This is a genomic window from Anabaena sp. WFMT, from assembly GCF_051781005.1.
Lineage (GTDB): Bacteria > Cyanobacteriota > Cyanobacteriia > Cyanobacteriales > Nostocaceae > Anabaena.
Genome location: NZ_JBPWOA010000020.1, coordinates 71,057 through 92,585 on the forward strand (window position 1 = coordinate 71,057; position 21,529 = coordinate 92,585).

General features: G+C 39.9%; 19 protein-coding genes. 2 read left to right on the plus strand and 17 right to left on the minus strand.

From position 1 onward, the window contains the following. Positions 1-461: 461 nt before the first annotated feature. The 4 genes from ACSQ6I_RS13065 to ACSQ6I_RS13080 form a co-directional block, all read right to left on the minus strand. Complete coding sequence (locus ACSQ6I_RS13065; protein WP_438890749.1) at positions 462-6,356, minus strand: choice-of-anchor I family protein; 5,895 nt, start codon at positions 6,354-6,356, stop codon at positions 462-464. Positions 6,357-6,960: 604 nt separating this feature from the next. Continuing rightward, the gene (locus tag ACSQ6I_RS13070) at positions 6,961-7,086 is read right to left on the minus strand and encodes a DNA methyltransferase (RefSeq protein WP_438890854.1); all 126 of its coding nucleotides are present in this window, start codon (positions 7,084-7,086) and stop codon (positions 6,961-6,963) included. After that, entirely contained in the window at positions 7,070-7,300 is a 231-nt protein-coding gene (locus tag ACSQ6I_RS13075) for a hypothetical protein (RefSeq protein WP_438890750.1), read from the minus strand. The genes ACSQ6I_RS13070 and ACSQ6I_RS13075 overlap by 17 nt, the downstream gene beginning before the upstream one ends. Before the next feature lie 215 nt (positions 7,301-7,515). Then, on the minus strand, positions 7,516-7,638 hold the full coding sequence (locus ACSQ6I_RS13080) for a DNA methyltransferase (protein WP_438890855.1): 123 nt from the start codon (positions 7,636-7,638) through the stop codon (positions 7,516-7,518). Positions 7,639-7,796: 158 nt separating this feature from the next. Between ACSQ6I_RS13080 and ACSQ6I_RS13085 the strand changes: the two genes are divergently transcribed. Continuing rightward, a complete protein-coding gene (locus ACSQ6I_RS13085; RefSeq protein WP_438890751.1) occupies positions 7,797-8,552 on the plus strand; it encodes a TspO/MBR family protein in 756 nt (251 codons plus the stop codon). Between the two features lie 126 nt (positions 8,553-8,678). Here the strand turns inward: ACSQ6I_RS13085 and ACSQ6I_RS13090 are convergent, their stop codons facing one another. The 13 genes from ACSQ6I_RS13090 to ACSQ6I_RS13150 all read right to left on the minus strand — a co-directional run bounded on the left by ACSQ6I_RS13090 (position 8,679) and on the right by ACSQ6I_RS13150 (position 19,771). Beyond that, complete coding sequence (locus ACSQ6I_RS13090; protein ID WP_438890752.1) at positions 8,679-9,044, minus strand: clan AA aspartic protease; 366 nt, start codon at positions 9,042-9,044, stop codon at positions 8,679-8,681. Continuing rightward, entirely contained in the window at positions 9,041-9,313 is a 273-nt protein-coding gene (locus ACSQ6I_RS13095) for a hypothetical protein (protein ID WP_438890753.1), read from the minus strand. Before ACSQ6I_RS13095 ends, ACSQ6I_RS13090 begins: the two co-directional genes overlap by 4 nt. A gap of 55 nt (positions 9,314-9,368) precedes the next feature. Continuing rightward, a complete protein-coding gene (locus tag ACSQ6I_RS13100; protein WP_438890754.1) occupies positions 9,369-9,662 on the minus strand; it encodes a DUF3349 domain-containing protein in 294 nt (97 codons plus the stop codon). A gap of 2 nt (positions 9,663-9,664) precedes the next feature. Next, positions 9,665-9,760 carry a hypothetical protein gene (locus ACSQ6I_RS13105; protein WP_438890856.1) on the minus strand — a complete coding sequence of 32 codons (96 nt, stop codon included), beginning with the start codon at positions 9,758-9,760 and terminating at the stop codon, positions 9,665-9,667. A gap of 111 nt (positions 9,761-9,871) precedes the next feature. Continuing rightward, a complete protein-coding gene (locus ACSQ6I_RS13110; protein WP_438890755.1) occupies positions 9,872-10,162 on the minus strand; it encodes a hypothetical protein in 291 nt (96 codons plus the stop codon). A gap of 503 nt (positions 10,163-10,665) precedes the next feature. Beyond that, positions 10,666-11,238 carry a hypothetical protein gene (locus ACSQ6I_RS13115; protein WP_438890756.1) on the minus strand — a complete coding sequence of 191 codons (573 nt, stop codon included), beginning with the start codon at positions 11,236-11,238 and terminating at the stop codon, positions 10,666-10,668. 78 nt (positions 11,239-11,316) lie between these two features. Next, positions 11,317-11,499, minus strand: coding sequence for a hypothetical protein (locus ACSQ6I_RS13120; RefSeq protein WP_438890857.1), 183 nt, complete (start codon positions 11,497-11,499; stop codon positions 11,317-11,319). 104 nt (positions 11,500-11,603) lie between these two features. Further along, positions 11,604-11,756, minus strand: a complete 153-nt coding sequence (locus ACSQ6I_RS13125; protein WP_438890757.1) for a DUF6887 family protein — start codon at positions 11,754-11,756, stop codon at positions 11,604-11,606. Continuing rightward, positions 11,729-11,932, minus strand: a complete 204-nt coding sequence (locus ACSQ6I_RS13130) for a DUF6888 family protein (RefSeq protein WP_438890858.1) — start codon at positions 11,930-11,932, stop codon at positions 11,729-11,731. Before ACSQ6I_RS13130 ends, ACSQ6I_RS13125 begins: the two co-directional genes overlap by 28 nt. 148 nt (positions 11,933-12,080) lie before the next feature. Beyond that, positions 12,081-14,555, minus strand: coding sequence for an ATP-dependent Clp protease ATP-binding subunit (locus ACSQ6I_RS13135; RefSeq protein ID WP_438890758.1), 2,475 nt, complete (start codon positions 14,553-14,555; stop codon positions 12,081-12,083). A gap of 450 nt (positions 14,556-15,005) precedes the next feature. Beyond that, on the minus strand, positions 15,006-15,542 hold the full coding sequence (gene rimI / locus ACSQ6I_RS13140) for a ribosomal protein S18-alanine N-acetyltransferase (protein WP_438890759.1): 537 nt from the start codon (positions 15,540-15,542) through the stop codon (positions 15,006-15,008). Between the two features lie 72 nt (positions 15,543-15,614). Further along, entirely contained in the window at positions 15,615-16,982 is a 1,368-nt protein-coding gene (locus ACSQ6I_RS13145; protein ID WP_438890760.1) for a serine/threonine protein kinase, read from the minus strand. 200 nt (positions 16,983-17,182) lie between these two features. Then, positions 17,183-19,771: an ankyrin repeat domain-containing protein gene (locus ACSQ6I_RS13150; protein WP_438890761.1), complete on the minus strand. Its 2,589-nt coding sequence runs from the start codon at positions 19,769-19,771 to the stop codon at positions 17,183-17,185. A gap of 264 nt (positions 19,772-20,035) precedes the next feature. Between ACSQ6I_RS13150 and lysA the strand changes: the two genes are divergently transcribed. Continuing rightward, complete coding sequence (gene lysA / locus ACSQ6I_RS13155; protein WP_438890762.1) at positions 20,036-21,442, plus strand: diaminopimelate decarboxylase; 1,407 nt, start codon at positions 20,036-20,038, stop codon at positions 21,440-21,442. Positions 21,443-21,529: the final 87 nt, after the last annotated feature.

Consider the following 21,529-nt stretch of genomic DNA (forward strand, 5'->3'; position numbering starts at 1 on the left):
TACTATCGGCTAAATTTGCATATTATATTATATAATTCACAAAAGGCAAACCCAACAAACTAACTGCTGTTAGGAGTAGGGAAATAAACTCTGCAAAGCCTATATTCATAACAAATTAAATTTAAAGTCTGGTTGATTCCTTATAGCGGTTCCCGGTCGGATGCAATACAAGCGAGGGCGGGGAAACCCAGCCCCTACAGGTTTTGATTTTTCCTATTTTCTATTCCTTATTCGCAAGAGTGGTATATTTCAGATGAAGTATAAATCTCCATCTGAAACTTCCTGTTCTTTCTTTAAGGGAACACCAAAAAATTAATTAACCAAAAATCGTAGGGTGGGTATGGTTAGGCCACGCAGGCTATAGGACGTTAGTCCGTAACCCATCATAAATTTAGGGATAATGGTGGGTTACGCTGCGCTAACTACAAATTGGGGATTTTTTTATTTGGAAGTCCCTAAGTTTAGACAGAGAAGGTAAAACTATTGGCGGTGAGAGTAGTTGTCACTCCTATCAAAGTTGCCAATTCAGTGTTGTCAAATTTTACTAATACATCATGATCTTGTTGTATTAGTGTTAGTTGATTAAATTGGGTAGCACCAATTCCACCAACACCAATTGTATCTGTGCCAGCGGTGAAGTCGGTAACAAAGTTTTTGCTAGTAGGCAGACTGGCATTAGCAATCCAAAAGTGGTCAGCACCATTACCACCTGTGAGACGATTGCCACCTTTTTCACCTGCAAATAGGACATCATCTCCATCACCACCAGATAGAAAATCATTGATGCTGGAGAAGAGGATGTCATTACCAGAACCACCGTAGAATCGGTTATTACTGCCTTCACTGATGAGGGTATCGTTACCAGAACCACCAAACAGGAATTGACCTGAACCCTGTACTACTTTGAGGCTATCTTCACCTGCGGAACCAAAGAGATTGTTACTACCACTGGCTTCTAATACAGTGATTTGGTCATTACCTGATCCACCATCAACACTGGTATTTTCCGCACCACCGTTTTGACCAACAAAAACAATATCATTTCCCTCTCCTGTAAATACGGAGGAATCGCTACCCGTAAAGACTATATCATCACCATCTCCAGTGAGAATAGTGTTATTTTCCGTAGATTCTACGGTGTCTGCACCATCTCCTGTGAATAGGATTTGACTATTTTGATTTGGCTGAAGGGTAATGTTATCGCTGGTAGTAGAGCCAAATTTAATTTCTACTGTGGAAAGTTCTGTTGTTGGCAGGTTTAACTCATAGACGGTGACAGTTTTGCTGACTTCATTGGACACAACTAACAAGTTTTTACCATTAGGGCTATCTTCAGATCGAATAAATACTAGCCCTTCAGGAGCAAAATCACCGGGTTGAGCGGGGGAATATTCTATAAATTGGGGATTTTCGGGGTTGGTGACATCATAAATCATGACTCCACCAACTCGTTCTAAACCGATGAAGGCATAGGTGCGATCGCTAACTACAGCAATAGTCACACCTTCTGGTTCTGGGCCTTTGTTATCGCTGCGGTTGTCAAAACCTGCTTCTGGTTCTTCACCGTTGGCGTTGAAGATGCTAGGAACTTGTTGGGCGATAATTTTTTCAAAGGCTGAACCACTGTCGTATACCCGATTTCCTTGATCATCCCAAATGGTAAAAGAACGAGTTCCATAGACGAATATCTGATCGTAGTCTCCATCTCCGTCGGTGTCTCCATCAATTTCAGACACTGTTAACCGCCCTAAGTTAGCATCTTGTTTGAGTGTAGCTGCATTAGGAAAGATGGTTGGATCTAGATTTAAGGAACTTACCCTTGCGTCTTCATCGCGGGTATCTCCTTCGTTGGCGGTAACATAGTAGGTGCGACCATTAGCGGTGTAGGATGAGATCGCATCGGGCATGAACATTCCAAATACAGGCCAGTTTTGAATGTTAATCGTACCATCGCGATCGCTGGCATCTAATTCGTTTCCTGGTAAACTGTGGTCAACTAAGCCTAGGGGGATAATTTTGGTAACTGTGGCTGTGGCTACATCGACAACAGCAATGGCATTATTTTCTTGCAGTGTTACCCAAGCTTCAGTTCCATTTTGCGAGAAGGTAATATATTCTGGTTCTGCATCTTCTGAAAATTTCTTGTTGGGGAAAATGCGAACACCTTGATTTCTCAGCGTCTCCTCTTGACCATCAAAGCTGGTGAAAGTGGCTGTGGATACGGTAGCATTGGCAGCACCTAGGGAAATATCTATGATGCTGACAGAACCTACAGGATCGCTAATATTAGTAGGTTGTCCTTCATTAGCTGTCAGAACTTTTGTACCATCGGGACTGAAGGCGATCATGTCTGGTAATACGCCAACGGTGACAGCTTGAATGAATGTCCCCACAGTGTCATAGAAAACGACATTACCGGGGTTATTGGCATTAGCGGCTTCGACAGCGATCGCTACTATCCCATTTTTGACTGCCACACTATTAGCACTACTACCATAGGCAGAAAGATCAATTGCTGAAATTTTTGTCAGGTTGGTAGGATCACTAAAATCAAGTATTTGAATAGATGCTGAACCATCTACCACAAATAATCGTTGAGATACAGGATCATAAGCTGTAATTTCTGCTCCATCTCCACTAAAACCACCAATTTTCTTCAGCACCCCAAAATCATTATCGGCAATATTGGTGTTAACTGTGGCAATGTTAATGCTGTTATAGCTGCTATCTTCACTATTGACAGTATGTTGAATCAAGCTAGAGTGATTTGACTCTACAATTTCATCATCCACGGCTGTGACTGTAACCGTCTGTGTCACATTCCAGTTAGCCGGCGTGAAAGTGAGGGTACTGGCGCTGGTTGTAGCTTGAGAATCTGGGTTAATGTTAATTGTCACATTCGCTGAAGGTTGAGTATTCAGCACGACGGTATAAGTATCTGTGACTCCGCCTTCGGCAATATTGGTGCTACCCTCAGATTGGGTGATGATCACACCAGATGCTGGTGCGTTGCTAGTATTGTAAACACCTGGATTGCCAATATCCCCACCAATAGAAGTCAAGGAATTTTGAGCATCACCGACAGTAGAAAGTTTCCAGTCGGTAGTAATATCAGTGGCAGCGAGATTGGCTACTTCTGTCCAACCGCTGACGTTTTGGGTGCGAATAGTTCCAGTGAAGGTTTCATCACCATAAGTCAAGCGATCGACAAGCTGGTTATGATGATCAAACAGATTAATTTCGTCAGCGCGTCCCAATCCTGGTGTTGATCCACCAATAATTTTGACTGTATCAGCTAATCCCCAAGCTGTACGAAATTCTGCGGCAACGGCTTCTGTTAAAATGACTGATTCTCCAGGCTGTACAGTTCCAAAACCACTGAGCGAAAACTCTCCAGAAGTGCGAGAACTGTCAGTAAAACTCCAGCCTGTCATGTCTACTGGATTGCTGCTAACATTTGTAAATTCAATAAATTCACCGTTGCCACCAGAGTACAGATATTCAGTAATTTGTAGAGTGAAGGTAGTGCTGTTCGGTAAATCGTTGTCTGTAATATTGGCGGTAACGCTGGAAATACCAATGTCATTATAGTTGGGGTCTTCACTGTTGGCAGTATGAGCGATCGCTCCTGTGTGAGAACCTTCAAACACACTATCATCTACCGCTGTCACGGTTACAGCTTGAGCAACATCCCAATTCTCAGGAGTAAAGGTTAAAGCAGTCGCACTGGTTGTGATTTGACCATCAACATGAATATTGATTGTCACCTCTACTGTTGGTTGAGTTTTTAAGGCGACGGTATAACTATCCGTTGTTCCACCTTCGGTAATATTGGTGCTACCCTCAGATTGAACAATGATGACACCAGCCGTTAGTGTGGAGCTAGTATTGTAAACACCTGGATTACCAATATCCCCACCGCTGGAAGTAAAGGAATTTTGAGCATCATTGGCAGCAGAAAACAGCCATTCAGAATTAATTTCCGTGGGATTGAGATTGTCTACTGGTGTCCAACCGCTGATATTTTGAGTGCGAATGGTGTTAGTGAAGGTTTCATCACCATAAGTCAAGCGATCGATTAGTAGGTTGCTGTCGTTGAACAGGTTGATTTCATCAGCACGTCCCAGATTAGTTGTTAATCCACCAATAATTTTAACTGAGTTAGATATTCCCCAGGCTGCACGGAAAGCGGCTTCAGCCGTTTCTGTCAAAATGAATGATTCTCCAGGCTGCACAGTTCCAAAAGCACTCAGAGAAACTGTTCCAGGAGTGCGAGAATCGTCATCAAAACTCCAACCTGTCAAATCGACTGCATTAGTACCCAGGTTGGTAAATTCGATGAATTCCCCGTTATTACCAGAATACATATACTCGGTAATTTGGATATTTGGGAAACTCGCTAATACAGTATCACTGCGCTGGGAAAGATTTTGAATTCTCAAATCTTGGTCAGGAGCGACATCGGCAAAACTAAAAGGCGTAGTATTAAAGTTGGCTGCTAGATATTCTGCAAAGGCATCTTGCTCGGTTCCAGATGCGGCAAATTCTGCTTGGTCTGGGTCAAATAAGACAGGATCAATAGGTGAATCTATCACACCATTGAGGTTGCTATCGGCTGTTGTCTCTCCAGTTAAATCTAGCCGATTGGCAAATGTGGGATTAGCTGCAACAAAACTTGCGAAGGGATAATTATCACCACCGTCAGCCAAGAAAGTCAGAGTGACAATACGAATACCACGGTTTTGATCACCTTGGATCTGACCATCTTGAACTAAGATATCCCGAATAGTCCCATTTTCATGCAGAATTGCCGCATTTTGAATCCGTTCACCTGCGGGTTTGGTAGGATCAAAGCTGAAAGATACACCACCAACCTGCGGAAATTGACCAGGAGTTGCTCCCGGTGCTGTTGCTGCTACACCATGTTCTAGAATCTGCTTTAATTGTTCAGCAGTTACTGTAATTAGACTCAGTGCATTATTGAAACTCAGAGCATTTTGCAAATCTGGTTGGGAAATACCACCATCTGGTTTTCCAGATAAGGGATTTCCTTGAGGGGGTAGTTTAACTGTTGCGGTTGCTCCGGGGGGAGTATCTATGCGGCCAATATTGTTGCGGATACCACCACCATTTTTCAGAGAAACAACCGTTGTTGGATCAAGGGTTTTGATATAGTTGAGGTTAGCATCGGCAGTCAAGTTACCTAAATTGGTTTCTTGAGTCCGCACATCTGCGCGATCGCCATTTAGGAAAACTTCAGTAATCCCAAAAACGTTACTATCTAGCTCTAGAATTACTTCTCTGAGAGCATCGGTAATGGCTTTAATTTCTGGATCTACTAAATCCTGAGCGTTGAGATCGGCAACTCCCTGAGCATCGGTAGCATAGGCTCCGCTAATGTTGGGGTTAATGCTTTCAGGAATTATTTTCCCGTCTTCATCAAATTCTACTACTAAGCGACCAACATATTTATAGTTACCGTCGGTATTGATAATGGCAACGTTTTCATCAGTTGCGGATTTGGTGAGAATGGGATAATTTCCTTGTTTTGTATCCCCATCGCGCAAACGGTCTGTGTCGTCAGTTAAGCGAGTATTGGAACCACCGGCTATAATCACATCTACGTCGGTGAGCAGACCTGCTAATTGTTGCTCAATGCTAATTTGTTGCATATGAGCTAACAAGATGATTTTATTGATACCTGTTTCCTTTAAGGCATCTACGGATATTTGAATTTCCGCAGCTAGAGCAGCAATAGCGGTTGGGTCTACTGGTAAGATTCCCACATCTCCAGGAGCAGAAATACTTCTTAATATAGGTGTGGTAGCACCGACAACACCAATCTTTTCACCATTAACGGTAATTACTGTACTTTTGGCAATTTTGTTAGCAATGGTGCTGGCTTCTTGTCCGTCAGCAGTTACTAAGGAAGCTAAATTACTATCGGTGCTGAAATCTAAATTAGAACTCAAGTATGGGAAGTTTGCACCTGGATAAGCTTCATCTGGTGCTAGTAAAGACTTGATAAAAGCAGTCCCAAAGTCAAATTCGTGGTTTCCGAATGCGATCGCTTGAAAACCCAATTCGTTTTGAATAATAATATCTGCACGACCTGTACCTGCTTTTCCCAACAGTGGAGTTAAAGAAGCGTCCGCTCCAGCAGTCAAAAACAAGCTAGGAATATAAGCATCTCCAGAGGAAAGAATAACTGTGTTGGCATAATCTACAATCCCATCATTGTCCTTATCCTCATTTTTCAGTGCATTGAGAACAGCACTAAATCGAGGTGCATCATCTAATGCTGGAATACCTGCTTCTTGGTCAGCAGCGTGGAGAATCTGGAGTATAAATGTCATGTTTCTTGCCAGTAAAACGACATTAATTGCAAATAATATGACTCCGCATCGAGAGTGCTACATAAAGTCACAAAATTGAGTGTGCAAAACTAAGCTGCATACCTGATGACGATTAACTTCGTAACTATTATTAATTTGCAACTAACGAGTCTAACCCTATGTCATTAAAGTTAAGAAATAGCTAGGAATTGGTTAAAATAAAAGATACAGCGGATTTCATTTAAATGAGATACAAACTTGAATAATGAAACTCTTGTGGTGCGGGCATCCTCGGACTGAGCCTGTCGAAGTCTTGCCCGCTAGGTATGTACCTCCTGACAGCGAAATCCGCTGTATACGGCAAATTGCAAGTAAATAAAGTCTGAAATTTCTTGATCAAGCCATACACAAAAAGGATTTTATTCCTGTATGAGCGCATAATTGACGAACAAAACCCAATCCTCAGATTTGTAGTATTGGCATCAAAAATACTGTTTTAGATAAAATCAAAATCTATTTTTGTACCATTTTTGTTGTTAACATTATGGTTTTTCTCTAGTGGTAAAAGTGTCTCTCCGTTGTATTCTTGCATTTTTAAAACCCGTCTCAACCCAATTTTTAGATATTAGACCTCTTGCAATTCAATACTAATAGATTTTCTACCTAAACGTTTAGCGACAGCAGCAGTTGTAAAAGTTCCAGCAAAGGGATCAAGTATTAAACTTCCTTCATTACTACTGGCTAAAATAATTCTTTACTAGTAACGATTCTGGTTTTTGTGAAGGATGATTTTCATATTCTTCCATGAGATATCTCACACGGGGAAAATACCAAGCATTACCAGGAACTTTTTCTGTATTATATGGAGTAAAACCTGATTTTCTATAATCAATTAATTGACGTTGTGCGCCTGTTTTTGCTTCAACCTTGATATTATCTGAATTAAAAATACAGAACTCACGCACTGAAACGGAAAACTGTCATTCTGAGCGCAGCGAAGAATCTCTCCAGAAGTTGAAATGCCTATTCTACCGTTCTCAACTTGGCTGAGTGCGTAAGTCCTAAAATATAGTTATTTTTATCTTTAACACAATGAAGAATAGGTTCATACATTGAAGCAAAATATTTTTTAGCTTGAACTCCAGAACTATACAATGCCATATTATCCGACTGAGAATAGTTAATTTTTTCTCAAATAAATATCAAAATAAGGCATTGCTTGTGTACTTGTCATTACATAAATTGTGCCATTGGGTTTGAGAATACGAATACACTCATCAAGCCATTGATATGACCAATTTATATATGCTTATTGCGATTCCCATTTATCATAGAAATTGCCAAATTTTTTACCAATGTTATAGAGAGGATCAATGAAAATTAAATCAACTGATTCTGAAGAAAAATGTAATATAATAAAATTATTATTACTAACTACAAGCTACTTGCAACTTCTTAATTATGAATCAATCCAATAACGTGGGAATACTTGAACAGTTTGTCAATACAGTGATGGGGGTAAAAACTGGGAATCAACAACAGTTTCCAAATACATCAGTAGCTACTACACAAGAACTAGATATCAAGGCAGTTTTAGTTTATAAACTAGGAACTATCCTCCAAATAGCGGTGATGATTATTGCATTGCTGGGAATGGAAAAATTAGTAATATTAATTGATAATAATTCTTATTTTCCCAGTTGGATTAGCACTTTATTGACTGGATTATTTTTTGCTTTATTAAGTATCCGTTCCCGAATTTTTTCGCTTTTAGATAATACCCGTTCTCGGACAACTTATGACCAGGTAATTAGACCAAGATGGTCTCCTCCACCTTTAGCATTTCCCATAGTTTGGATGATAATTGCAGTTTTGCGGGTAATTTCTTCTGTGTTAGTTTGGCAGCAAATGAATCACCAATTTTTAGTATTGCCTTTAATTCTGTTTGTCGTACATCTGGCTTTAGGGGATACTTGGAATACAATTTTTACTGTAGAAAGGAGACTAGGTGCGGCTGTTCCTGTAGTTATTTTAGGACCTTGGTTATCTGCTATAGTTGTGACAGCAATTTATTGGCAAACTGTTCCTTTAGCGGGAATGATTTTATCTTTTTCTTGTGTGTGGCTAACTGTAGCTTCTGTATTGGTATTTAGGATTTGGCAATTAAATGGATCTGAGCCTTTGTATCCTTTAAAATTAGCTGTTGTGGAGAAATAGTCAAAATTCACCTTGACAGGAAAGCAAAGACCGCATTCAACATACATGAAAAATGGTAGGGGAAAATTAATTCTCTACCACTTAATTCAGGAATTTAAAAACCTAACATAGTGCTGTTATATTCAACTATAATTCTTCAATTGCTACTAAACCACCTTCTGTAAATTGGATAGATAACTCATAACCATCAAGTAAAGCAGTTCCTAATAATGGCAGTCTTCCTGTAGCTAAAACATTAACTACTCTTTCCTCTCCATTCCAGATAATCACAGCTTCATGTATTGGCATATCTACCCAACTATTATTAGCTAGATTTGCAGGTAATTCATATAGAAAAGGTAAATTGATTAAAGCGACTGCTGCTGATGGTAAACTAAGATCGCCTGTAAACCCTGTATCAATTACAAATTCAATAGTAAAATCTGGTTTATTTGGCAAACGAAATATGACATTGACAGTTGCACGCCCGTTTTTGATAATACCATTTATCACCGATAATCACGCTCCATATCACCACAGAAAGAAACAGCAACTTTGTAGCCAATACGAAGTCCATAAAGTCTAGCTAATGGGTTTTTATTCCTTAAATAATGCGCTGATTCTATGCCTATTTTATCAATTGCATACTCACCTGTTTCTATATCAATAATTACCATTTTACCGATGTTTTCATCGGTTTCTACCTGTTGACGAATGCTATTGTCATATAATTCTTTGGCACGTTTTGCGACTTCTTCGCTGCTTAAGAGAATGGCTTGCATTTTGTTAATCCTTTTTCGTGATTATATATTTATTGTAATTGATTAGCAGTACAGTTTATCCTTCCTCAAGCCAATGTTCATAACCACACATAAGTAATCTTTCTTTTAAATGAGCAATGGCTTCTGGTGTGGGTATATCAATTGACTGTACCCGATATACATCATTGAGGACAACACTATAATCTTTACCACTATAGTAAGCTATAACTTCAGCTAAATTTCTATCTGACATTTCTTCACTTAGTAATGCTAAAAGCGGTAAATAAGATTGTGATTCTATTCCCGTGGGGAAAGCACTTTGAATTAATTTATATGTACTTTGTAGATGTGGTGAAATAGAGATTTGCATGATTAATTACCAGTTAAAGGAAAAGGTGGATGAATATATACCTTAAAATCCACACCTTGAGCAGAAGCGGCTCTCACAGCTTTTGTATCTGCTGTGATGGTGACAAAAAGCGATTCCTACAGAGGGCTTCGCTATCGCACACCCTCCACTATCATCTAAATAAGAGCGATCACAGCACCCCCACTAACAGCAAACCTTAATCTTGTATCTTAGAAATTTCTAAATCTATCAGCAATCGCTAACAAAACTTCAGAAAGGTACTCTCTAGAAGCTGTTCGGATGTTGTCTAAGTTGAGGTCTTTTATCTGTGTCTGTGCCATATTGACTGGCAGGTTATCATATCCTAATAATTTCTTAACAAGAGAAGCTTTGATATCAAAGCTCATCTGAGATATGGCATGATTTGGTAGTTCATCCAGAAGACGAGTAGCGATCACATTTTGTTCTTCTGCTGATAATTTTTCAATTTCTGCAATAGCACGTTGTAGTAATTCTGTCATGGTTGAAGTATTTGAATGGCTTTTTACTATTTATGATATCAAGTCTTTGAGTTAATTATGCGATACCTTCGGTAAGCTACGCTAACGCACTTTTCTCACCATGAACTAAGAGCGATCACACTACCTAACCTAAAATTTTATTAAGTTTTAAAAATTTCAACCTCCTGCCTTCATAGGGAGGTTTGCAATCCAGTCAGACTGACTTAGAACCACAGTAGAGGTACTTTTTTGATACTTAAAAATGAAATTCGTGCTATATTTTACTCTAGGGTCACAACTTGCTGTCAATTTATAAGCAATGAGGGGAACTCCATAGAATCTACGCTTTCTATTGCAGTCCATTCATCTTGATTTTGTCAACATTATTATCAATAATATGAAGATCGGAGTTATGCTTAGTAGGTAGGTTAGTTTTAGAAACAAAAGCAAACAATAAAAATCAGTTTATCTTGGTTTAAATTCTTTGAACCTAACCTACGAATTAAGTTTATTTTTAATAGTTTTTAAGGGTAATGTTTAAATATTTTATAATCTTTTGTTGACTTGACAACTATTGATAAGATTAGTCTTACCTCATTTTTTCCTATATCACTATCAAGTAACCGTTTTGTGGTAACTGATACTTTTGTGATTAGTTTATCATCTTCTAGTAAACAGTAAAACGGTTTTTCATCAGGCTCAGGTTGTATTTCTTTAATTTCATCTGGCTTTGAAGGACAGCGTAGACCATCAAACAATGTTTTGAGCCGATTATCAATATCACCAGAGTTGTTTACTATACCACCTAAAGGTTCTGAAGTTAAAAGTATAATATCAATTTCTGCAATCAGGTCTAAATTCTCACGAATTAAAGGAACAAATTGAAAATTACCAAATTTATGCTCAAAGGAGAACTCTTTTTTATAGCCTGCTGGAGTAGTTTCTAAAAGTTGATAATCTTTTAAATCTTTTAATGGTGGTTCAGACCATAGAACTTTTAACTGTTTGTGAAAATATTGTCTGATCCGATGTTTGTATTTTGCATCTGCTTTATTGCCAGATTTTAAAATTCCTTCGTAAAAAAGAGTAAATTCCATTTAATAAACTTTATAACTCATTGAGAAAACTATATCACTTTCTCGCTCTTCTTTGCTCGAAATAAGAAATCTACTAACTTAGACCAATTCTTCAGCTAAAAGCCTACCTTCAACCTGTTCATATTCATCTTCCAATAATAACTTAGCAGCTTCATAACTATTACTAGAAAATACAACCTTATCACTCTGTTTTGGATCATAAATTTGATAATTTCCTTTACTGTTGCAAAGTAATAACAGAATGTATGGAGGAGATAACATTGGATCAATCCATACTTCTATAAATTCCCAGTTATTCTTCACTTTCAATTAATCTTTTACCATTACTAAGACGCTGCAAAAACTCAGGATAATTCATCAAATCATCAACAGATTCTGATGGTGGCATTTCCACCGAATTTGCCTTCAGCATTCAATTTATCTACATAAACATAGAATGCCTCTTCGTCATCTCGATGAGATAAAACATAAGCACGTAATTCTTTTGTACTCATACCTTGGAAGTTAGGCTGAGGCATACCACATACCTCCATTTAGCATTAGGATATATTTTTATCATATTCTCTTCACCCGCGAGAATAAACACATTACCTGTACGTTTATCAAATCGAACAAGGTTTATGGGTAAATATAATTGAGTTAACCAACAACACAGAAGAAATAACTGTGTTTTTTGCTCAGATGTAGGAATAATATATACTCCTCAACAACACTCATAATAACGAATATATCACTCCTTCTCCTCTCAGCGACTCTGCGCCTCTGCGTGAGAAAAAAATAAAAAAACGGCAGAGAACCGAAATTCTCCACCGTTCAATTAACAAACAATTAAATAATCCTAATTACAACTCAACACCTTGGGGTAATAACTCCCGTGTTTTTTGAGAACTAACTTGAACAACGCCATTTTCATCAACGTCAACAAGAGCAGTATCGCCATCTTTGATGCGTCCAGACAGAATTTCTTCCGCTAGGCTATCTTCTAACAAGCGCATAATTGCCCGACGTAATGGCCTTGCACCGTAGCTGGGGCTGTAACCCTCAGTTATCAAGCGATCTTTGAAGCGGTCTGTGACTTCTAAGACAATGCCCTTATCCGTCAACCGACCAAACACTTCCTTAAGCATGATTTCGGCGATTTGGGTAACTTCAGCCTTATTCAACTGACGGAAGACGATGATTTCATCTAACCGGTTTAAGAACTCAGGACGGAAGTATTGTTTCAGTTCCTCGTTCACCAAAGAGCGAATTCTGTTGTATTGTGTCTCAGTCGCATCTTCAGAGAATTCAAAGCCGATACCGCTACCACCTTTTTCAATTACCTTAGAACCAATGTTGGAAGTCAAAATCAGCAAGGTGTTCTTAAAGTCCACCGTGCGTCCTTTCGCGTCGGTTAACCGACCATCTTCCAAAATTTGCAATAGCATATTGAACACATCGGGGTGTGCTTTTTCGATTTCGTCAAACAGCACCACGGTGTAAGGACGACGACGGACAGCTTCTGTTAGCTGACCACCTTCGTTGTAGCCGACATAACCCGGAGGTGAACCAATCAGTTTGCTGACGGTGTGACGCTCCATGTATTCGGACATATCCAAGCGAATCATTGCTTCTTCAGAACCGAAGAAGTATGAAGCCAAGGATTTCGCTAATTCAGTTTTACCTACCCCAGTTGGACCGGAGAAGACAAAACTAGCGATCGGTCGATTTGGATTTTTCAAACCAACACGAGCGCGACGAATAGCGCGGGAAACAGCCTTCACAGCGTCATCTTGACCGATGAGGCGCTGGTGTAAGGTGTCTTCCATGTGCAGCAGTTTCTCGGATTCGGATTCGGTGAGTTTGTTCACCGGTACTCCTGTCCAGGAAGCGACGATGTGGGCGATGTCTTCTTCTGTAACAACAGGTTCTAGACCATCACCACCGGTAGCGTTGGTTTTGCTTTGAGCGATCGCGCGGATTTCGGCTTTGATCTCCATTTCCCGATCGCGCAATTCCCCGGCTCTGTCAAAGTCCTGAGAACGCACTGCGTCATCTTTTTCTTTTAAGATTTGTCGCAGTTCCTTGTCTAATTCCTTCGCTGCTGGTGGCAGTTGGGAGTTAATCAAGCGCACCCGTGAACCGGCTTCATCAACCAAGTCGATAGCTTTATCTGGCAGGAAGCGATCGCTAATATAACGGTCAGACAACTTCGCTGCTGCTTCCAATGCCTCATCGGATATCTTCAGCTTATGGTGTTGCTCGTAGCGTTCCCGCAGTCCAAATAAGATTTCAATGGTTTCTGCAACTGACGGCTCACCCACCATCACAGGTTGGAAGCGTCTTTCTAACGCCGCATCCCGTTCAATGTGCTTGCGGTATTCATCTAAAGTTGTTGCGCCGATACACTGCAATTCACCTCTAGCCAAAGCTGGTTTGAGGATATTTGCCGCATCAATCGCCCCTTCAGCCGCACCTGCACCAATTAAGGTGTGAACTTCGTCAATTACCAGGATGACATTACCCGCAGAGCGGATTTCATCCATGATTTTTTTTAGGCGTTCTTCAAATTCACCCCGGTACTTGGTTCCTGCTACGAGTAAACCAATATCGAGAGTGACTACACGCTTATCTTCCAGGATGTCGGGGACATCTTTGTTAGCAATGCGACTTGCCAAACCTTCAGCGATCGCTGTCTTACCAACCCCTGGTTCACCAATCAGCACTGGATTATTTTTAGTCCGGCGACCCAAAATTTGAATTACGCGCTCAATTTCTTTAGCACGTCCCACCACAGGATCAAGTTTATTGTCTGTGGCCATTTGGGTCAGGTTGGAGCCAAATTCATCCAAAGTCGGGGTTTTTGTGCGACCAGATGGACCTCCTCCTGGTGAAACTTCGGCAGTTTCTCCCAGCATTCGGATTACCTGAGTTCTCACCTTAGATAAATCTACACCGAGGTTTTCTAGCACCCTGGCTGCTACACCTTCCCCTTCGCGGATGAGGCCCAACAGCAGATGCTCGGTGCCTATGTAGTTATGCCCCAGTTGGCGTGCTTCTTCCAAGGATAGTTCTAGAACTCGCTTTGCCCGTGGCGTAAACGGAATTTCCACGGCTACAAAGCCAGATCCCCGACCTATAATTTTTTCAACTTCAATTCGGGCATCTTTGAGATTAACTCCCATCGATTTCAGCACCTTGGCGGCCACTCCTGTGCCTTCACCTATCAAACCCAGGAGGATTTGTTCGGTTCCAACAAAATTGTGACCTAAACGGCGGGCCTCTTCTTGGGCCAGCATGATTACCTTAATGGCTTTTTCTGTGAAGCGTTCAAACATAGCATTTTTCCCATCACCTGCGTCGTGCCGGTACGCTGATTTTAGCACAGGCTAAAAGTTTGGATGTCTGTATAAAGATTTTAGACATCCAACTGCCATTGGACATGGTGATGAGTTAATTGCTAACTTTGTATTACTTTTTGTGTAGCTAGTGTACTGAGGAGGTTGATTTTTTCGGCGTTTTCGGCACTAATGGCCAACAATAAACCGCTAATATTGGGATTTTGTTGATCCAATCCCAAACAAAAATAAATATCATATATGGTGTCATATTGTCAATAAATTAGCCCGATTCATAAGATTAGATTATCAAAAGAATAAATTTAGTTTAAAATTCTGATTAAAATTAGTTGCATAAAAATTGTATTTTTTCTCATTAGGGGGATTGGAAAGAGGAAAAGGAGCAGGGTGCAGGGTGCAAGGGGGAAAAGTCCTCTCCTCTGCCACCAATTACCAATCGGATTGGCTGAGGCGATCGCTAACTATGGTATGCCAGTCTGCCAAGGTTTTGAGAAATTTTGGCTGTTGTAGGTCAGAAAGCCAAAGAATCAGCGCATCTTCGTCGTTATCTTTGTAATAGCGCGGTCTTCTGCCAGCGGTTTTGAAACCAAATTTTTGATACAGCGAAATTGCGCCTTCGTTGGAAGCTCGGACTTCGAGGGTTGCTCGCTCCAAACCGCGATCGCTCGCTGTCTTGAGTAAAGAATATAATAAAGCCTGTCCCAACCCTTGACGGTGATATTGAGGATGAATCGCTAAAATCGTAATATGTGCTTCCTCTAAAATTGACCAAAAACAACCCATTCCCAGCAGTTCAGAATGAGAAAATGGGGAAAATAAACCCAAAAAATGACTATTAGGACTTTCTAACTCTCTGCGATAGCCATCCATTGTCCATAAACCATCAAAACAAGCATGATCGAGTTCAAGCAATCCACTTAAATGCTCAGAAGTCAAGGATTGAATTTTTAAATCTAATACGTTCACGGTTAAAGGGACTGGGAATTATGAACTGAAAAACTAGCAACGGTCTAATATTAATAACAGACTCTATCTAAATTAACCCACAGAATGTGCGAGAAAATTGCTAATTTCTCCTATTAACCATTCTTTTTCTGACTCCATTAAAAATGTACCAAAGCGATGTTTATGTAACTTGATCCTGAGTAAACAAACCGTAATTGGTTGTTTATTCATTTTTAGACCAATAGGATTGCGCTTGATCTCAGTAATATCTGATCTATTAGCTTGCATTTGCTGGTGATAACCTAACAGGAACCATCGCTTTAATTGAAAATGCTGATGATTAATCTCTATTTGCGTGCGAAATGCTGCACTGAATAAGAAAATACATATTATCCAAATCCCAATAATTGCAAACACACTCAAGAATAAAATTCCAGAAAAACTGAGTGAAGAATTAGACGCAGAAATTATCCACAACAATAACAACAAGAAACCGTTCCAAGTTATAGGTATTAGGGCAAATAGTTTGCTGTGAGGTGTAGCTAACCAAACAGGGGGAATTTCTATAACTAGATTTTGCTCAGTTTCAGTCAAACTGATAATAGTATTTTTTGGTCGGCGGGGTTTTTGCGAAAAGAAATTGTTAATTGCTTGCTCACCACGCAATACTGATAAAGCTGCATTTACGCTAGGAAATCGGTCTTCTATAATTGGTTCTAACATCTTTTCTAACCAGTCAGCAAAATCTTGAGAAATACTGACATGAGGACGAAAATCAGTTTTTAGTTTTCGTTGTGGTAAATCAGCCGGAGATTTTTGAGTTAACAGAAAAAGCAGCGTTGTTCCTAAACCATATAAATCAGTAGATAATACTGCTTGCCCCCGAAATTGTTCTGGAGCCATATAACCATAAGTTCCAACTACTGTACTACCTCCAGTAACGGTATTTTGATAAGTATCTTGAACTGCACCAAAATCCACTAAAAAAATTTGCCCATTCTCTTGTAAGATGACATTTTGCGGTTTGATATCCCGATGAATAACAGGTGGTGTTAGATTGTGGAGATAAACAAGAATTTCTAAGATTTGAATAGCTAAACGTTTGACTTCAATTTCATGAGGTTTCCAGCCATTTTCTACTAAAAAAGCAAGGGATTTTCCAGGAGCAAGTTGTTGGGCAATATAGAAACCGCGATCGCTTTCTGCATCTACCTGAAAGTAATCTATATATTGAGGGATAGCAGGATGATTAAGTTGAGCCAGAATTTTCGCTTCTCGTTCAAATAATTCTAGAACTTTCCACTCTGTCATGCGACGAAGTGCTAAAGCTTTAAGTGCCACCTGCTGATGATTTTGGATATCTTCTGCTTGATAGGTAATGCCAATACCACCCTGACCTAAAGTATTGATAATGCGATAACGTTCAGCGATAATTTGCCCTGGTTGATGTAGTAATTCCATGCAGAAGCCTCTCTTTTCAAGAAATTCAAAATTTAAATTAGATAACTCAGGATTCAATACTGCTCGGTTAAGAATTTTTGTAGGTTGAGTTGAACGATAGTGAAACCCAACAAATGCCTGTAACCGTTGGGTTTCGTTCCTCAACCTAACCTACGTTATTTCATTTTTTGAGCTTAACCGACAAGTATTGACTCAGGATTTTATTCTATTCCTCCGTGGCTTTTGAGTAATTCGACTATATCAGAGTAATTATTTTCCTCAGCCAATCCTAAAGGGGTAAACCCATCATTATCTCTAGAATTAACCTCTAAACCTTTGCCTTTGGCAAGCAGTACCTCTACTATATTTTTGTTACCAGACTGTGCTGCATTATGTAATGGAGTTTCACCATAGACATTCTTAATATTAATCTTAGCTCCTTTAGCAATTAGCATTTCTGCCACGTCTGGCCAGTTTGCTAATGCTGCTAAATGCAATGGTGTTCTTCCATTGCCCAATAAAGCCTCAACATTAACCTCTGATCCTTTAGCGATTAGCAGTTTGATTGTTTGTTTATAGTCATCGTCGTAACTTTCAATTTCCTTGAAAGAGATTGCTATTTTTAATGGAGTTGAACCTTTGTTATCTTTAGCATTGAGATTTGCACCTTTGGTAAGCAATAACTCTACTATTTCCTTTCCTCCTGTCGATGTTGCCCAGAGTAACGGTGTATCACCCTGATAGTTTTTAGTATTGAAATCTGCTCCTTTTGCAAGCAATAATTCTACTATTTCCTTTCTTCCTGTCGATGCTGCCCAGAGTAACGGTGTATCACCCTGATAGTTTTTAGCATTGACATCTGCTCCTTTTGCAATAAGCAGATTCACTGATTTTTGATTACCATTCCGTGCTGCCCAGTGTATTGGTTGATTACCTTGATAATCCTTGGTTTTAATATCCTCATCACTTAAACTTAAATATGCCCCTTTCTCTATCAGATATGTAACAGCATTCCAGTTGTTACGCTTCAAAGCTATTTGTATAGGCGTTCGACCCCGGTTGTTCTTAGCATTAATCTCTTTATCACTCAGATACGCCCCTTTCTCTATCAGAACCAGATTCAAATTGTTATTCTTCAAAGATATTTGTATAGGCGTTTGACCCTGATTATCCTTAGCGTTAACATCAGCGCCTTTGGCAATTAGTAGTTCACACAGTTCCTCTCTATATGGGTGATATGATGATGTGTTTAACAAATGCAGAAGGGTTTGACCTTGATTATTTTTAGCGTTGACATCAGCACCTTTGGCAATTAGGAGTTCAACTAGTTCCTTGCTATTTGGCTGAGATGTGTTTAACAAGTGTAGAAGGGTTTGACCTTGATTATTTTTAGCGTTGACATCAGCACCTTTGGCAATTAGGAGTTCAACCAGTTCCTTGCTATTTGGCTGAGATGTTAAGAAGTGCAGAGGGGTTGCCCCTTGATTATTCCTAGCGTTGACATCAGCACCCTTGGCAATTAGGAGTTCAACCAGTTCCTTGCTATTTGGCTGATATGGTAAGAAGTGCAGAGGGGTTCGACCTTGATTATCCTTAGCATTAACATCAGCACCTTTGGCAATTAGGAGTTCAAACATTTCCTTGCTGCGTATTTTGTGCAAAGGGGTTGCCCCTTGATTATCCTTAGCATTAACATCTGTAATCTTAGTAATTAATAGTTCTGCCATGTCTTTTTTAGAGAACCGTAAGGCACAATCTAGTAAGGAGATTCCCGCATCAGTATCAATATCGTTGACATTACCACCTTGATTTAGATAATTTCTGACAATATCGATTTGGTTATTGTTAATTGCCTGACATATTCCTGACGGGTTGATGCCGATAGATTTCAAGATGGTATATTTGAAGGAATTGAAGACAATAAACCCAACAATTCCAGCAACTCCCACGCCTAATAAAGTTTTCCAAGATAAACCTGCACCTGATTTACCAGCTAAATTTCGCTTACCACGGAGTACATCTAAGGCTTCTTTTGCTGAGACAAATCTATCTTCTACATCCGGTTCAAGTAGCTTTTCTAAGAAGTCAGCAAAATCTCCAGAAATTTGAACTCGTGAGCGAAAATCAATCTTGAGTCGATCTTGAGGTAAGTCAGCAGGAGAACGGTGTGTGAGTAGAAATAGTAAGGTGGCACCCAATCCATAAAGATCGGTTGTGGGAACAGCTTGTCCCCGAAATTGTTCAGGAGCCATATAGCCAAAGGTTCCTACTACTGTACTGCTGCGGGCAAATGTACTGTGATAGGTATCCTGTACTGCACCAAAATCAACTAAGAAGACTTGCCCTTTGTCATCGCGGATTATATTTTGTGGCTTGATATCTCGGTGAATAACAGGTGGTGTTTGTTTGTGTAGATAGACTAAAATTTCTAAAATCTGAATGGCTATCTGTCTAACTTCAGATTCATTTGCGTGCCAACCTGTTTCTACCAACACAGCAAGGGATTTTCCAGGCGCAATTTGTTGGGCTATGTAAAAACCGCGATCGCTTTCTGTGTCTACCTGAAAATAATCTATATATTTAGGAATGCCTGGATGATTGAGAACAGACAATACACGGGCTTCACGTTCAAATAACTCAGTCATTTTCCAGTCAGACATACCCTTGAGAGATAAGGCTTTCAATGCCACTCGCTGGCTATTTTGTAAATCCTCCGCTTGGTATGTTGTCCCAATTCCACCTTGTCCTAAAGTCTCAATGATGCGATAACGTTCAGCGATAATGTAGCCTGACTCATGCAGCAGTTCCATAAAGCTTCCTTTGTTTTAAGATAGCGATCGCTCTAGTTAATAGGTAGGTGGTTGAGGATTGATAATTAGGCGATATTAGGGGCAACGGTTAAACAGCAAGGAAATAGGAATTTTTTCCCTCACTCCTTACTCCTTTTGAATAGAATGGCAACTTGCCACTAACTAGGGTTTCACTTCGGGGCTTTCAGTGAGCATTTCTTGTAAACTGGAAATCGAGAGACTAACTTACGCCTGTAATTTTCACAAGGACAACTTTTATTATTTATGGTATCGACTCAACCCGTCGTGGTTCAACCTGCTGGCAATCAATATTTACCTCAAAATCGCAGCCACACAACACTTTCACCTAATCAAGAACTTTTACCCCTGAGTGCCAGAGTTAATGATCATGACTCCCTGGAAATCGGTGGGTGTGATGTCACAACGCTGGTTGAGCAGTTTGGTTCGCCTTTATATGTTCTAGATGAAACAACCTTGCGGACAGCTTGCCAACAATACCGGGATACTTTCAAACAATACTACAAAGGTGAATCTCAAGTATTATACGCTTCTAAGGCCTGGAATTGTCTAGCAGTTTGTGCGATCGCAGCCTCAGAAGGTTTAGGAATAGATGTAGTTTCCGGTGGTGAACTTTACACTGCTTTAAAAGCTGGAGTTAATCCAGATAAAATCTACCTGCACGGCAATAATAAATCTCGTGATGAATTAGTTTTAGCCATTGAGTCAGGTTGTACCATTGTTGCTGACAATTGGCACGAGTTACATACCTTGGTAAACATTGCAGAGACTTTCTCTGAAACGTCTCTACAAACTATCCGTATTATGTTGCGGTTGACTCCGGGGATCGAATGCCATACCCATGAATATATTCGCACTGGACATTTAGATAGTAAATTTGGCTTTGATCCCAATGACTTAGATCAGGTATTTGCCTTTGTTAGCAAACAACCTGGTTTAAACTGTGTGGGATTACACGCTCATATTGGGTCGCAAATTTTTGAACGTCAACCTCATCGGGATTTGGGCGCTGTAATGGTACAGTGGTTGCGAGATGCGGCCAAATATGATTTGGAATTGACAGAATTAAATGTTGGTGGTGGTTTAGGGATTAGGTACACAGAGTCAGATGATCCCCCTAGCATTGAAGAATGGTCAAAGGCAATTTGTGAAGTAGTTCAACAAGCTTGTGCTGCCGAAAATCTGCCCTTACCTAAATTATTATGTGAACCAGGGCGATCGCTGATTGCGACAGCTTGCGTTACCGCCTACACTATTGGTTCAGCTAAAGTCATTCCCGATATTCGTACTTATGTAACGATTGATGGCGGAATGTCTGACAATCCCCGCCCTATCACATATCAATCAGTTTATCGAGCAGTAGTTGCTAATAAAATGTCTGCTGCTTTAACCCAAACAGTCACATTGGCGGGTAAACATTGCGAATCAGGAGATATTCTGATTAAAAATGCTCAACTGCCAAAAACTGAACCAGGCGATATTCTCGTAGTTATGGGAACTGGTGCATACAATTACAGTATGGCATCTAACTACAACCGTCTGCCCCGACCGGCAGCTGTTTTAGTGGCGAATGGCGAAGCAAATTTAATTTTGCAGCGGGAAACTTATCAAGACATAATTCGACAAGATTGCCTACCAGAAAGACTGAAATAGTCATTCGTCCTTGGTCATTGGTCATTAGCTAAGAACCAATGACTAATGACTAATGATTAGTGACTAATGACTATTAGAATCCAGATG

Coding starts and splice junctions, on each gene's coding strand:
- ACSQ6I_RS13065 (WP_438890749.1), bottom strand. CDS start 6,356: ATGACATTTATACTCCAGATTCTCCACGCTGCTGACCAAGAAGCAGGT.
- ACSQ6I_RS13085 (WP_438890751.1), top strand. CDS start 7,797: ATGAATCAATCCAATAACGTGGGAATACTTGAACAGTTTGTCAATACA.
- ACSQ6I_RS13095 (WP_438890753.1), bottom strand. CDS start 9,313: ATGCAAGCCATTCTCTTAAGCAGCGAAGAAGTCGCAAAACGTGCCAAA.
- ACSQ6I_RS13100 (WP_438890754.1), bottom strand. CDS start 9,662: ATGCAAATCTCTATTTCACCACATCTACAAAGTACATATAAATTAATT.
- ACSQ6I_RS13110 (WP_438890755.1), bottom strand. CDS start 10,162: ATGACAGAATTACTACAACGTGCTATTGCAGAAATTGAAAAATTATCA.
- ACSQ6I_RS13115 (WP_438890756.1), bottom strand. CDS start 11,238: ATGGAATTTACTCTTTTTTACGAAGGAATTTTAAAATCTGGCAATAAA.
- ACSQ6I_RS13120 (WP_438890857.1), bottom strand. CDS start 11,499: ATGTTATCTCCTCCATACATTCTGTTATTACTTTGCAACAGTAAAGGA.
- ACSQ6I_RS13125 (WP_438890757.1), bottom strand. CDS start 11,756: ATGCCTCAGCCTAACTTCCAAGGTATGAGTACAAAAGAATTACGTGCT.
- ACSQ6I_RS13135 (WP_438890758.1), bottom strand. CDS start 14,555: ATGTTTGAACGCTTCACAGAAAAAGCCATTAAGGTAATCATGCTGGCC.
- ACSQ6I_RS13145 (WP_438890760.1), bottom strand. CDS start 16,982: ATGGAATTACTACATCAACCAGGGCAAATTATCGCTGAACGTTATCGC.
- ACSQ6I_RS13150 (WP_438890761.1), bottom strand. CDS start 19,771: ATGGAACTGCTGCATGAGTCAGGCTACATTATCGCTGAACGTTATCGC.
- lysA (WP_438890762.1), top strand. CDS start 20,036: ATGGTATCGACTCAACCCGTCGTGGTTCAACCTGCTGGCAATCAATAT.